Annotated in this window: 13 protein-coding genes; 5 read left to right on the forward strand and 8 right to left on the reverse strand. The window is 64.5% G+C overall.

Annotated elements, in window-relative coordinates; all coding sequences use genetic code 11:
* Positions 1-2: 2 nt before the first annotated feature.
* Positions 3-959: a LysR substrate-binding domain-containing protein gene (locus tag P9230_RS11625; RefSeq protein WP_066989268.1), complete on the reverse strand. Its 957-nt coding sequence runs from the start codon at positions 957-959 to the stop codon at positions 3-5.
* Between the two features lie 236 nt (positions 960-1,195).
* Here P9230_RS11625 and P9230_RS11630 point away from each other — a divergent pair, with 236 nt between their 5' ends.
* Entirely contained in the window at positions 1,196-1,486 is a 291-nt protein-coding gene (locus P9230_RS11630) for a DUF1127 domain-containing protein (protein WP_095801090.1), read from the forward strand.
* A gap of 164 nt (positions 1,487-1,650) precedes the next feature.
* On the opposite strand, the gene P9230_RS11635 is transcribed toward P9230_RS11630, so the two are convergent.
* From P9230_RS11635 to P9230_RS11650, 4 genes are all read right to left on the reverse strand, one after another.
* On the reverse strand, positions 1,651-2,535 hold the full coding sequence (locus tag P9230_RS11635) for a DUF937 domain-containing protein (RefSeq protein ID WP_278119061.1): 885 nt from the start codon (positions 2,533-2,535) through the stop codon (positions 1,651-1,653).
* A 100-nt stretch (positions 2,536-2,635) separates the two neighbouring features.
* Complete coding sequence (locus P9230_RS11640) at positions 2,636-4,009, reverse strand: glutamate--cysteine ligase (protein WP_278119063.1); 1,374 nt, start codon at positions 4,007-4,009, stop codon at positions 2,636-2,638.
* Between the two features lie 105 nt (positions 4,010-4,114).
* Entirely contained in the window at positions 4,115-4,849 is a 735-nt protein-coding gene (locus P9230_RS11645; RefSeq protein WP_095776386.1) for a 16S rRNA (uracil(1498)-N(3))-methyltransferase, read from the reverse strand.
* A 31-nt stretch (positions 4,850-4,880) separates the two neighbouring features.
* On the reverse strand, positions 4,881-5,525 hold the full coding sequence (locus P9230_RS11650) for a hypothetical protein (protein WP_278119065.1): 645 nt from the start codon (positions 5,523-5,525) through the stop codon (positions 4,881-4,883).
* Positions 5,526-5,613: 88 nt separating this feature from the next.
* Between P9230_RS11650 and P9230_RS11655 the strand changes: the two genes are divergently transcribed.
* Together P9230_RS11655 and P9230_RS11660 are read left to right on the forward strand one after the other, a co-directional pair.
* Entirely contained in the window at positions 5,614-6,312 is a 699-nt protein-coding gene (locus P9230_RS11655) for a type 1 glutamine amidotransferase (RefSeq protein ID WP_278086366.1), read from the forward strand.
* A 288-nt stretch (positions 6,313-6,600) separates the two neighbouring features.
* Positions 6,601-6,732: a hypothetical protein gene (locus tag P9230_RS11660; protein ID WP_275955501.1), complete on the forward strand. Its 132-nt coding sequence runs from the start codon at positions 6,601-6,603 to the stop codon at positions 6,730-6,732.
* Between the two features lie 46 nt (positions 6,733-6,778).
* On the opposite strand, the gene P9230_RS11665 is transcribed toward P9230_RS11660, so the two are convergent.
* Genes P9230_RS11665 through P9230_RS11675 form a run of 3 tightly spaced genes read right to left on the reverse strand, consistent with a single transcriptional unit; the run spans position 6,779 to position 9,578 of the window.
* Positions 6,779-7,555, reverse strand: a complete 777-nt coding sequence (locus P9230_RS11665; protein ID WP_067327338.1) for a metallophosphoesterase family protein — start codon at positions 7,553-7,555, stop codon at positions 6,779-6,781.
* A gap of 59 nt (positions 7,556-7,614) precedes the next feature.
* A complete protein-coding gene (locus P9230_RS11670; RefSeq protein WP_095801084.1) occupies positions 7,615-8,751 on the reverse strand; it encodes an alpha-hydroxy acid oxidase in 1,137 nt (378 codons plus the stop codon).
* A gap of 23 nt (positions 8,752-8,774) precedes the next feature.
* The gene (locus P9230_RS11675) at positions 8,775-9,578 is read right to left on the reverse strand and encodes an FCD domain-containing protein (RefSeq protein WP_067327345.1); all 804 of its coding nucleotides are present in this window, start codon (positions 9,576-9,578) and stop codon (positions 8,775-8,777) included.
* Between the two features lie 208 nt (positions 9,579-9,786).
* Between P9230_RS11675 and P9230_RS11680 the strand changes: the two genes are divergently transcribed.
* Both P9230_RS11680 and P9230_RS11685 read left to right on the forward strand, forming a co-directional pair.
* Positions 9,787-11,103, forward strand: coding sequence for a DUF3422 family protein (locus P9230_RS11680; RefSeq protein WP_095781905.1), 1,317 nt, complete (start codon positions 9,787-9,789; stop codon positions 11,101-11,103).
* A 286-nt stretch (positions 11,104-11,389) separates the two neighbouring features.
* Positions 11,390-12,886, forward strand: a complete 1,497-nt coding sequence (locus P9230_RS11685; RefSeq protein ID WP_127246572.1) for an FAD-linked oxidase C-terminal domain-containing protein — start codon at positions 11,390-11,392, stop codon at positions 12,884-12,886.
* Positions 12,887-12,910 lie beyond the last annotated feature (24 nt).

Here is a 12,910-nt window from a genome sequence, read left to right on the forward strand (position 1 = left end):
CCCTACCATCCAGGCAGGATCTGGTTTGCCTTGGTCCGCTTCATCTTGGCGAAGGCGAGTGCCGCGAAGTCGAAGCTTCCCGTCTCTTCGCTGACCGGCACGGAAATATTGTCCAGGCTTTCCGCGATATGGCGGGCCAGAGCATCGACGATCTCCGGCTGCGAGGTCTGGCCGCGCATGATGCCGATGCGGCAATCCGGCAGCGCGTCGAACCCGTCGGCCTCGCCGAGCACGCGCATGCCGGGCCTGAGCGCGCATTCCGGCAGCACCGAGATGGCGAGGCCGGAAAGCACGGCGGCGGTGATCACGGTCGCCGAGAAGCTGGAGAAGAGCACGCGGTATTCGCGGTTCTGCCGGTCGAGCACGTCGACCGCCGCGCGCCGCCAGATGCAGTTCGGCCGGCCGAACGCCATCGGCAGGATTTCCTGCTCATGCGTGGCATGATTGGCCGAGGTGACCCATAGAAGCGGCTCGCGCCGCACCACCTCCGACTGGCCGCGCGTGTCGTTGTGCGTCACCAGCGCGAGGTCGAGATTGCCGCGCTTGATGTGCTCGACCAGGCCCGGCGTCGGCTCGCAGATGACGGTGAGTTCCACACGCGGGTTGGAGCGCGAGAAGCGCGCCATGATCTCGGGCAGGAAGCGGTCCGCATAGTCATCCGGCGTGCCGATCCGTATCGTGCCTTCGAGCCGCTGGTCGTCGAAGGCCGCCAAAGTCTCGCGGTTGAGGTAGATCAGCCGCCTTGCATAGGAAAGCAGCCTGTCGCCTTCCTCGGTCAGCTTGTTGGTGCGACCATCCTTTTCGAACAGCGGCTTGCCGATCCGCTCCTCAAGACGGCGCATCTGCATCGACACCGCAGACTGTGTCCGGTGCACCTCCTCGGCAGCCCGCGTGAAGCTGCCGGTGTCGGCAATCGAGATGAAGGTCTGCAACTGATCGAGATCGAGCGGCGCTTTCATCGGTCCAATCCATCATTCGTGTTGATGCTAAAGATTAGAAACATTCGTTGGATTAATCAATCGCGGCGTGGCAAATTGCCATTGTCCACATGAAGGCACAGCATGTCGCCCAAAAGTGGCCCCCGTGTTGGGGGGCAACGACATGCGTCACGTTAACTGTATCGAGACCGCAACGGCGCTCCTCCCAGGCGCCGATTGCATGGTTTCGTCTGCACGACTCCGAAGGAGAGACTGACATGACCACGATCGAATTCGCCTCCGAGACCCCGCGCATCACCACGCGTCCGGCCGTTGCGACCCGCGTGCTCAATGCGGTCGCCGATGCCTTCCGCGCCTGGAAAAACCGCCGCGCCTTTTATCGCCTTGGCGAGATGTCGGATGCCGAGCTTGCCGACATCGGCCTGACCCGCGCCGACCTCCACGTCGCCGTCAGCGTGCCTTTCGGCCGCGATCCGACGGTGAAGCTGCGCGCAATCGCAGAAGAGCGCGTCGATATGATCGAGGACCTCGCCCGCAAGGTCGCCTGAGCGGCTTCGCCGGCTGCGTTTGCGCTCGCGCTGAACCTTTCGAGGGCTCGGCGCGACCAAGTTTCATGCAGGCTCCCACACTCCCTGCCGGTTCCCCGCCGGCCTGCCTGCACATTGCCCGGTTCCCCTCCAGGACCGGGCATTTTTCTTTTGAGTTGAGCGCCCTACCGTCGGTCCATCCCGCGCTTGAAGTGGTCGAAGATCGTCTCCATGCCCTTCTGATATTCCTCGCGCTGCTGCGCGCCGGTCTCGAACATCCTGCCGAAGATGTCGTCGAATGGATTTCTCGGCCGGCCGCTCGGATTGGTTTGCGGCTGCGGCTGGGATTGCTGCGGCGCCTGCTGTCCGTCTGGCGTGCCGAAACCGCCGCCTTGCCGCAGCATTTCCTCGAACATCTTGCCCAGCGGATTGTCGCCGTAAGGGTTCGGCGCCTGCTGCGGTTGGCGTTGCGGCTGTTGGGCGCCGCCGCCGAACATGTCTTGCAGCACCTTGCCGAGCGGATTGTCGCCATAGGGATTTGGCGCCGGCTGCGGGGCCTGTGCGCCGCCTCCCGCCTGCCGCATCATCTCCTCGATGATCTCGCCGAAAGGATTGCCGCCGCCACCGAAGCCGCCGGCGGCCTGCATCTGGCTGTTGGTCTGCTTGAACAATCCGCCCATCATCATCGACGCCATCGCCGGCAGCATCTGCTGCAGCACCTGCTGGCTAAGGCCGGTCGCCTGAGCGGCCTGGGCTGCAACAGCGCGTGACAGGTCCTTCGAGCCGAACAGATGGCCGAGAATGCCGTTGCCTTCATCGATGCCTTGCGGCGTTAAGGCCCGGGTTGCGTCCTCGAAATACTTGGCGTGCTGGCCGCTCGCCATCGCCGTCATGAAAGCACCCATTCCATAGGGATCGGCGGTGTTGCGCTGAAGCCCCTGTGAGAAGGCCGGCAGCAGCGCCTGCACCGCGGCCTGCGCCTGCTGCATCGAAAGGCCAAACTGCTGGGCCAGCGCCTGCATGCCGGCGCCGTTCTGGGCTTGCAAAAAAATATCGAACAGGGAAGGCATGAGATCTCCTCCGCAATATCCTCACGGAGGAGCCTATTGCGTTTCCATCACCGATTGAAGCAGCTTTTGCCGAGCCACGGCTCAGGTGGCCGGCGAACGGTCAGTAGGCATATTCCATGAACACCGGCTCGATCGAGCCGCCCCAGCGCGTGTGATATGCCGAAAGCATCTCCTCGGCGCTGGTGGTGCCGCGCGCCACGACCTCGTCGAGCGTGTTGAGGAACGAGGTCTCGTCATAGCCGTCGCGGTTCTTCTTGGCGCGGTTCTTCAGACCCGTGCGGGCGATGGCCAGCACGTCGCGGGCAACCTCGCGCAAGGTGGCGTTGCGGAATGGCGCCGAAATCCCGTGCTCCGGCACGGCGTTGCGCATCGCCAGCGCTTCTTCGTAGGTCCAGCTCGAGGTCAGCGTCTCCGCGGCGTCGAGTGCCTGCTCGTCATAGAGCAGGCCGACCCAGAAAGCCGGCAGCGCGCAGATGCGCCGCCACGGTCCGCCGTCGGCGCCCCGCATCTCGAGGAAGCGCTTCAGCCGCACATCGGGGAAGAGGGTGGAGAGGTGGTTCGCCCAGTCGCCCATCGTCGGCAGGCCGTCGGGCACTTGCGTGCGCGCGGCACCCGCCATGAACTGGCGGAAGGTGTAGCGCGTCATGTCGTGATACTGCCCGTCGCGGATGACGAAATACATCGGCACGTCGAGCGCCCATTCGACATAGTCGGCAAAGCCGAAATCCGGCGCGAAGCAGAATTCGAGCATGCCGGAGCGCTGGTTGTCGGTGTCGCGCCAGATGTCGCCGCGCCAGCTCTGCAGCCCGTTCGGCCGGCTCTCGGTGAAGGGCGAATTGGCGAACAGCGCCGTCGACAGCGGCTGCAGCTTCAGCGCCACCTGCATCTTGCGGCGCATGTCGAATTCGCTTTCGAAGTCGAGATTCACCTGGATCGTGCAGGTGCGATACATCATGTCGAGGCCCTTGGAGCCGACCTTGGGCATGTAGCGAGTCATGATCTCGTAGCGCGACTTCGGCATTTTCGGCGTTTCGGCAAGCGACCATTTTGGGCTGCCGCCGAGGCCGAGGAAGCGGATGCCGAGCGGCTCGGCGATCTCGCGCACCTGCGCCAGATGCGCGTTGCCCTCGCGGCAGATCTGGTGGATCGTCTCCAGCGGCGCGCCGGAGAGCTCGAACTGCCCGCCCGGCTCCAGCGAGATCGCGCCCTGGCCGGTCGGCTCGACCAGGCCGATGATGCGGCCGGCATCCATGATCGGATCCCAGCCGAGCTTTTCCTGCATGCCTTCCAGGATGGCGCGGATGCCGCGCTCGCCGCCATAGGGCACCGGCGCGTTGCCATCGACATAGAAGGGAAACTTCTCGTGCTCGGTGCCGATCCGCCATTTGTCGCGCGGCTTGTTGCCCGCCGCCAGATAGCCGACGAGTTCGTCGATGCCTTCGATGGGCTGGATATCGGTTGTGTCGCGCGCCATAAGAAAGCCCTCCGCAGCCGTCAGCTAGCCGCCGGGCGCTAGATGGACGAAATGTCAGTAGCCGATCAAGCGAAAAATCCTGAGCCACGCCTCAACTGGATTTGATCACCAGTCGCCGATCGTCGCCTGCATCACCGCGAGCGCCGCGACCGCCGCCGTGTCGGCGCGCAGGATGCGCGGCCCGAGCGGAATGGCGCTGACGAAGGGCAGCGCCCGCAGCATCCTGCGCTCGTCATCGGAAAAGCCGCCCTCCGGCCCCACCAGCAGCGCGAGTTTCTTCTCGCTTACCTTCTGCAAGGCTGGCAGTGGATTGTTGGTCGAGGCATCCTCGTCGCAGAAGATCAGCCGCCGTTCCTTGTCCCAGCCGCCGAGCAGCCGCTCCAGCTTCTCTGCTTCGCACACCTTTGGCACCGCCAGGATGCCGCATTGCTCGGCCGCTTCGACGACATTGGCGCGCAGCCGATCAATGCCAGGCTTGGCCACTTGTGTGTGCTGAGTGATGACCGGTTGCAGGATGCCGGCGCCCATTTCGACCGCTTTCTGCACCAGATAGTCGAGCCGGCCCTGCTTCAGCGGGGCGAAGCAATAGACAAGATCGGGCAGCGGCGGCTGCGGCCGCTGCAGGGTAAGCACCTTGAGCCGCACGGCTTTCTTGGTCTTGGCGGCGATCGAAGCCGACCACTCGCCGTCGCGGCCGTTGAAGAGCAGGACCTCCGCGCCTTCGCCGAGCCGCATCACATGCGCGAGATAGTGGCTCTGCTGCTGTCCAGCATCGAATTCGAAGCCCGGTCCGAGATCGTCCGGCACGAACAGCCGCTGCATTTTGTAGTTGGCGCGCATGGCCGAGCAATGGGCGAGGCGCGGGTTGTCGTCAAGTATCGGCGGACGCATGCCAGACCGGCGCGTAACCATGTCTCAGCACCGAAACACTTGTGGCAGGCGTGAGCAGTCGCAGCGATCGCCCGGCGAGGCGATTGAACAAGAAGGGCTCGGCATAGCCTGCGAAGGACCATTCGAGCGCCTTGCCGGCGCGGAGCGCGTAGGCGGTCTCACCCTCGGCCACGACTGCTCCATCCGGCAAACCGGCGAGTTCGTCCGATGAGACGGTCGGCGGACGCCCGCCGGAGGCCAGCCGCTCCTTGTGCAGCCGCTTGTCGAGCATCGGCGCGCGCGGTTCGGCAATGCCGAAGACCTTTCCGAAGCGCCGCACGAAATCTCTCGCTTGGTCGCGCCGGCAGTAGAAGCAGGGCCGGTGACCGGCCGCGAGCGCCGTCACCTCGTCGAGAAAGAACAGCTCGGTCCAGCCCTTTCCTCCAGGCCGATTGCGGCCCATCGGCTCGCGTCCCACGCCGCGGAATTGGCAGACGCAGATGATCCAGGCCGGCAGCGCCCAACGCTTCCTCAGAAGCGTCTTTGTCTCGGGGTCATGGATGATACCGCGATTGCCGGTGAAGAGGCCGCGCTCGGGCACGGCATGGATGGCGCCGAACGGATCGACCCGGTTCTGCAGTGGCATAGCTTTCTCTCCGGCGCGCGGCTTGGCTGAAACTGAGGCGGCATGATATCGCTCCCACCGTCATTTTCATGTCAGCAGGGATTCGCGGATGCGGGTGCTGGTGGTCCAGAACTACGACAATACCGGCCTTGGCCAAGTCGGCGCCGCTCTCGCGGAGGCTGGCGCCAAGCTTGACTTGCGCCGCCCCTACCAAGGCGATCCGCTGCCCCGGGACGCGAACGGTCACGATGCCATGGTGGTTCTGGGCGGGGGGCAGAATGCGCTGGCCGACGACGACTATCCCTATTTTCCCGCCTTGCTCGAATTGACGCGCGATTTCGCCGGCAAGGACCGATCGGTGCTTGGCATCTGCCTCGGCGGCCAGCTCGTCGCCCGCGCCTTTGGCGCCGACAACCACATCGGCGGTGCGGTTGAATTCGGCTGGTGCGGGGTGTCGCTGACGGCCGAAGCCAAGCACGACCCTGTTCTCGGCACCTTGCCGGAAAAGTTCCCGACTTTCCAATGGCACGACGATACGTTCGACCTACCCGAGAAGGCCGTGCGGCTTGCGGGCAATGATGTCGCGGCGAACCAGGCTTTTCGTATTGGCCGCGCCGTCTATGGCTTCCAGTTCCATTTCGAGGCGGATCGCCCGCTGGTGCGCGACTGGAGCACCTCCTTCGCGGCGCTGATCGCCGAGCGCCATCCCGACTGGACCGGCAGGCTCGACTACGAGATGGCTAGCAACGGACCGCACGCCGACGCCGCAGGGCTCGCGATCGCGCGTGCCTGGGTGGCGACGATCTGACCGTCGCACCGCCGCGGAGCGTGACATAATTGGCACGCGGCGGCAGTTCCGCCTGGGGAAAACGCACTTCATTCTTGGTTTGTGTCCGGCCGCCCGCCTAAGAGGGCGCCCTCTGTATCGTCCGTGCAACCGCGATGAACCTGTTGTGTGATCCAAGCGACACACCGGCGATACAGAATCTGCTTAGAAGCGCGAAATCGTCGAAACATTGAGACGCATTTTATCGTTTCAACGCATTGGTAACCGCCTCGTGCACAGATGCAGAAAGCTCAACCAGAGATGACGTCCGTGAAAGCAGCGCTTTTGTCCTTTGTAATGCTGTCTGCCATCGTCGTGTGCGGCCTCGGCATTTATTCTGCCGACGCTGCAAACAATCACCAGGCCGTCGACGGCTACGGCGTCACCGCCGCGCTTCGCTAGAGCCTGATCCTTCCCGACAAAGGGAAAGCTGATCCCACACTTGGGGTCATGGCCAGAACGCCATTCCCTCGACCGTCAGAATGCGCTTTTCAGCGCCGTCGACGGCAAGTGCGCTGAGCGTTCCCGCCTGCCAGGCGAGCGTGTCGAGATTGACGCGGTTGGCCATCACCTCGACGTCCGGCACCGGCGTATGCCCGTGCACGATCACTTTGGGATACAGCCCCGGGTAATTGTGGAAGACGTCGCGAATCCAGATCAGGTCCTGCTCGTTCTGGCTTTCGAGCGGCACCCCCGGCCGGATGCCGGCATGGCAGAAGAAGAAGTCGCCGAAGCACGCTGAAAAAGACAGCGAGCGCAGGAAGTCGACATGGGCTTGCGGCACTGCTTCGACCAAGGCCGCGTGTCCGTGCGCCAGCGCCTCGTCCGACCTGCCGAACCAGCTGCTGCCGGTCGAGAGCTTCACCCCGTATGACGCCGCCGTCTGGACGCCGCCATAGCGCATGAACAGACCCTCCGGATCGGGTTTGGCAAGGAAATCGAGCATGCCGATGTCATGGTTGCCGGCAAGCATGATGTTGCGGGGATCACGGCTCCGCGCCTCGATTAGGAATTCGATGACGTTCCTCGAGTCCGGTCCGCGGTCGACATAATCGCCGAGATGGATGATGCGCCAATCGGACTTTGGTCCGTACTCCAGATCGCTTGCTATCCGGCTGTGCATGGCGGCGAGCAGGTCATGACGGCCATGCACGTCGCCGATGGCATAGATGCGTATGCCTTTCGGCCCGCGCGCGTCGAGATAGTGGATGCCGGCTTCAGTCAAGGCGACGTCTTCCCGTGTCTGTCATCACGGGAAACTAGGGCGGATCGGTGAATAAGCCCCTAGCGCCGCAGCTGGTCCTTGCCCATGTCGGTTACCAGACGCTTGCCGCACAGCGCCAGCGTGATGTCCATCTCCTTGCGGATGATCTCCAGCGCCTTGGTGACGCCCGCCTTGCCCATCGCGCCGAGTCCGTAAAGGAACGGCCGGCCGATATAGGTGCCCCTGGCGCCGAGGCAGAGCGCCTTGAGCACGTCCTGACCCGAGCGAATGCCGCCATCCATATGCACCTCGATCCGATCGCCGACAGCGTCGGCGATCTCTTCCAGCACTGAGATCGAGGAGGCGGCGCCGTCGAGCTGCCGCCCGCCATGATTGGACACGATGATCGCGTCGGCTCCCGTCTCGGCCGCCATCAACGCATCCTCCTTGTCGAGGATGCCCTTCAGGATCAGCTTGCCGCCCCAGCGCTCCTTGATCCAGGCGACATCCTTCCAGGACAGCTGCGGGTCGAACTGCTCCGTCGTCCAGGACGACAGCGAAGAAACGTCGCCGACACCCTTGGCGTGGCCGACGATGTTGCGGAAGGTGCGGCGCGGCGTGCCCGCTATCCCCAGGCACCAGCGCGGCTTGAGGGCGAGATCGATAATGTTGGCGAGCGTCATCTTGGGCGGTGCCGACAGCCCGTTGCGCACGTCCTTGTGACGCTGACCGAGGATCTGCAGGTCAAGCGTCAGCACCAGCGCCGAGCATTTCGCCGCCTTAGCGCGGTCGATGAGATCGACGACGAAATCCTTGTCGCGCAGCACGTAGAGTTGGAACCAGAACGGCTTCTTGGTCACCGAGGCGACATCCTCGATCGAACAGATGCTCATGGTCGAGAGCGTGAACGGCACGCCGAATTCCTCAGCCGCCTGCGCCGCGAGCATCTCGCCGTCGGCATGCTGCATGCCGGTCAGCCCGGTCGGTGCCAACGCCACCGGCATCGCCACCTTCTCACCGATCATGGTCGATTCCAGCGAGCGGTTGCTCATGTCGACCAGCACGCGCTGGCGGAATTTTATCTTGCCGAAGTCCTCCTCGTTGGCGCGGTAGGTGCTCTCCGTCCAGGCGCCGGAATCGGCATAGTCGAAGAACATCTTCGGCACCTTGCGGCGCGCCATGTCCTTGAGGTCGGCGATGGTGAGGATGTCGCTCATGGTAGTCCCCGCGTGATCAGTGCTTAGGAGCGTTTGCGTGTCGGTTCGATGTCGCCGGCTTCCGAGCGCTGCCTGAGCCTCAGCCGTGACACGCGCTGCCAGTCGCCGCTGCGCTCGGCCTCAGCCATGGAGCGCTCGACATAGGTAATGTGGTCCATCGCCGCCTTGCGGGCGGCGGCAGGATCCGCCGCCTTGATCGCGGCGTGGATTGCCCGGTGCTGCTCAAGCAACGCCTCGCGCGCGCCGGGCACGGTGAAGACCAGCAACCGGTTCTGGAACACGCCCTCGGAGAGCAGCCGGTAGCAGGAGCGCAGCGTGTGCAGGAGGATGATGTTGTGCGCGCATTCGCAGACCGCGTGGTGGAATTCGACGTCGATTTCCGCCTCGTCGTCGAAGTCGCCGGTACGGTGCGCCTCGTCCATGCGCGCCATGATGCGGTCGAGCAGCGCCAGATCCTCGGGCGTCGCTCGCCGCGCCGCGTATTCGGCCGCGATTGCCTCGACCTCGCGCCGGTATTCCAAATAGTCGGTCACCGCCTTGCGGTGCATCGAGATCAGATCGGTCACCGGCTTGGTGAAAAGCTGGCCGATGACGTCGGCGACATGCGTGCCTCCGCCCGGTCTGGTGGTCAGCAGCCCGCGTCCTTCCAGCGCCTTCAGCGCGTCGCGCAGGATCGGCCGCGACACGTCGAACTGACGCGCCAGCTCGCGCTCGCCCGGCAGCCGGTCGCCGGTGCGCAGCACGCCCTCGAGGATCAGGCTCTCGATCTGCTGCACCACCTCGTCGGCGGTGCGCGAATGCTCGATCCTGGAGAAGATATCGCTCAATGGAAGCGCGCCTGGAAACGGAATGGATGTCGCGCAGATCTAAGCATCCGTCGCCAACTGGTCAAATTATTTATCCAATTCGCCGAATCAGGTCGACTCCCCGGCGGCTCTGTGAATCGGCTGCAGCTGAAATTTGCTGTTTACGGCCCCTGCCGATTGCCGCAAGACAACGCGATTGCACGAAGGGTCGAAACCAGGGGGACCAGCCGTGTCGGACGCCAATCTCGAATTCCAGCCGCGTGCCCAGGGCAGCGTCATGGGCTTTCCGGCCCATGAGGGTCGCCCCGGCGCGCTAGGCGAGGTCCATGCTCGTCCGCACCCGCTGGTCGAGAAGCCGCGCGTGCTCATCCAACTCTCCTTCATGACCGAAGGCGGCTCGGCCGTCGACCTTGCCGTGCTGTCGGACCTGTCGCGGCGCTTGGGCATCGCAGCGCCCGAACGCCATGCCCGCCACCATGCCATGAAATGGGGCAAGGGCACCTTGCGCTGGGAACGGCATACGGAGTTCTCGACCTATCTCTGGGAAGGGCCGCTGGCCGAAAGCAGCCGGGGCCAGGAGGATTCGCCCTTCGGCAACGGCTTCTCGCCGCCGGGAACGGTGATTTCCGGCATCCGGCTCGAAATCCGCAAATGGACGCAGGCGAGCGAGAAGCTGATCGCCGGCTTCGATCCGACCAGCCTCTGCTATTCGCTGGTCGAGCGCGGTGCGGCGGCCATCGTCACGGACTTTCGCCAGGATGGCGACGGGCTGACCCGCATGCTGGTGCTCGACCGCGGCCTGACGCCGGCGAGCACCGGCGCCTTGTCGCAACGGCTCATCGACATTGAGACCTACCGGACGCTTGCCATGCTTGGCCTGCCGCTGGCGCTGACGCTGTCTGGCCGCGCCCGCCGCATCGAGGACCGGCTGGCGCAGACGACGCTTGAAATGAAGGCGGCCGAGACCCGCGACAGCCAGACCTTGCTCGCCGACCTCACCGAACTTGCAGCCGAATTGGAGGCCGATGCGGCATCCAGCCTCTACCGTTTCGGCGCCAGCCGCGCCTATGACGGCATCGTCAGCGAGCGGTTGGAGGCGCTGGATGAGGAGTCGGTACAGGGCTACGACACCTGGGCAGGCTTCCTGCAACGGCGCATGGCGCCGGCGATGCGAACCTGCCGCTCGGTGGAGGAGCGCCAGGCGAACCTCTCGCGAAAACTCACCCGCGCCACCACGTTGCTGCGCACCTGGGTCGATGTCGACGTCGAGAAGCAGAACCGCGACCTGCTGGCCTCGATGAACAATCGCGCCAGGCTGCAGTTGCGCCTGCAGCAGACGGTCGAAGGTCTCTCCGTCGCTGCCGTCTCTTATTATGTCGTCGGCCTCATCGGCTATGTCGCCAAAGGCGCGTCGAGCTTCGGCCATGCCTTCCCGCCGGAAGTCGTCACCGCGGCTTCGGTGCCGGTCGCCATCCTGCTCGTCTGGTGGGGCGTGCGCCGCGTGCGCAAGATGCACTCCGAGCCGGCCAAGCATCCGGGCGAGTAAACATCCCCTCGACCGGGAGATTTCCCGAAGACAACAGAGGGCCGCGGCGCGAGAAGCTCCAGGATCTTCCTAGACGCCAGACGAGCCGGCGGTTACGTAAGGCGAACCCCTGACCGCTTCGCGGCCATCTCCCCTCGAGGGTCCCTCAAGCGGGCAGAAGCCAGCGGCAGATTGCCGCTGCGAAAGCTCGGCCGTCGTTCGCCATCCGATTTCGACCAAAGCAGCGTTTGCAAGGAATGCTCCCGGCTGGTAAAAGATTTTGACCAGTCGAGTGGAGGAGGCTTCGATGTCCGGCCTTGCCATGCCCAAGCCAGATGCCGGGACGCTGCGCAAGCGCGCCGAGATCGTCGCCGACATGCGCATCATCGTGCCGGGCGAGGGCGTTGTCGACACGGCCACCGAGATGCGCGCCTTCGAGAGCGACGGCCTGACCGCCTACCGCCAACTGCCGCTCGTCGTCGTGCTGCCCGAGACGGTGGCGCAGGTCTCCCGCGTGCTGAAATATTGCAACGAGCGCAACATCCGCGTCGTGCCGCGCGGTTCCGGCACGTCGCTGTCGGGCGGCGCGCTGCCGCTCGAAGATGCCGTGCTTCTGGTGATGAGCCGCTTCAACCGCATCCTCGCGATCGACTATCCGAACCGTGTCGTCGTCGCCCAGCCGGGCGTCACCAATCTCGGCATCACCACCGCCGTCGAGCAGGAGGGCTTTTACTACGCCCCCGATCCATCCTCCCAGATCGCCTGCTCGATCGGCGGCAATGTCGCGGAAAATTCCGGCGGCGTGCATTGCCTGAAATACGGGCTTACCGCCAACAATGTGCTGGGCATCCAGATGGTGCTGATGAATGGCGAGGTGGTGCGGCTCGGCGGCAGCCATCTCGATCAGGAAGGCTATGACCTGCTCGGCGTCATGACCGGTTCGGAAGGCCTGCTCGGCGTCGTCACCGAGGTGACGGTGCGCATCCTGAAGAAGCCGGAGACGGCACGCGCGCTGTTGATCGGCTTTCCGACCAGCGAGCAGGGCGGCCAGTGCGTCGCCGACATCATCGGCGCCGGCATCATCCCGGGCGGCATGGAGATGATGGATCGCCCGGCGATCCACGCGGCCGAGGATTTCGTCCATGCCGGCTATCCGCTCGATGTCGAGGCGCTGCTGATCGTCGAGCTCGACGGGCCGAGCGTCGAGGTCGATCATCTGATCGGTCTCGTAGAGGCGATCGCTTATCGCAATGGCTCGACCACCTGCCGGATATCGCAGTCGGAGCAGGAGCGGCTGAGCTTCTGGGCCGGACGCAAGGCGGCCTTCCCGGCCGTCGGCCGCATCTCGCCCGACTATTACTGCATGGACGGCACCATCCCGCGCAAGGAGCTGCCCAGGGTGCTCGCCGGCATGCGCGATCTCTCCGAAAAATACGGGTTGGGGGTCGCCAATGTCTTCCACGCCGGCGACGGCAATTTGCACCCGCTGATCCTCTACGACGCCAACGTGCCGGGGGAGCTCGACAAGGCCGAGAGTTTCGGCGCCGACATATTGCGGCTGTGTGTCGAGGTCGGCGGCGTGCTCACCGGCGAGCATGGCGTCGGCGTCGAGAAGCGCGACCTGATGCCCGAAATGTTCAACCAAGTCGATCTCGACCAGCAAATGCGCGTCAAATGCGCCTTCGACCCCAGCCACCTGCTCAACCCCGGCAAGGTCTTCCCGCAGCTCCGCCGCTGCGCCGAGCTCGGACGCATGCACGTGCATCGGGGTCAGGTGGCGTTTCCGGACATTCCGAGGTTTTGATGGGAACGTCCCAGAACTTGGGTT

Origin of the sequence: Mesorhizobium sp. WSM4887 (genome assembly GCF_029625865.1) — a bacterium.
Taxonomy (GTDB): Bacteria; Pseudomonadota; Alphaproteobacteria; order Rhizobiales; family Rhizobiaceae; genus Mesorhizobium.

Bases quoted from the DNA above. Each gene is read 5' to 3' on its own strand.
- P9230_RS11625 (WP_066989268.1), bottom strand. From the start codon at position 959: ATGAAAGCGCCGCTCGATCTCGATCAGTTGCAGACCTTCATCTCGATT.
- P9230_RS11630 (WP_095801090.1), top strand. From the start codon at position 1,196: ATGACCACGATCGAATTCGCCTCCGAGACCCCGCGCATCACCACGCGT.
- P9230_RS11635 (WP_278119061.1), bottom strand. From the start codon at position 2,535: ATGCCTTCCCTGTTCGATATTTTTTTGCAAGCCCAGAACGGCGCCGGC.
- P9230_RS11640 (WP_278119063.1), bottom strand. From the start codon at position 4,009: ATGGCGCGCGACACAACCGATATCCAGCCCATCGAAGGCATCGACGAA.
- P9230_RS11645 (WP_095776386.1), bottom strand. From the start codon at position 4,849: ATGCGCGCCAACTACAAAATGCAGCGGCTGTTCGTGCCGGACGATCTC.
- P9230_RS11650 (WP_278119065.1), bottom strand. From the start codon at position 5,525: ATGCCACTGCAGAACCGGGTCGATCCGTTCGGCGCCATCCATGCCGTG.
- P9230_RS11655 (WP_278086366.1), top strand. From the start codon at position 5,614: ATGCGGGTGCTGGTGGTCCAGAACTACGACAATACCGGCCTTGGCCAA.
- P9230_RS11670 (WP_095801084.1), bottom strand. From the start codon at position 8,751: ATGAGCGACATCCTCACCATCGCCGACCTCAAGGACATGGCGCGCCGC.
- P9230_RS11685 (WP_127246572.1), top strand. From the start codon at position 11,390: ATGTCCGGCCTTGCCATGCCCAAGCCAGATGCCGGGACGCTGCGCAAG.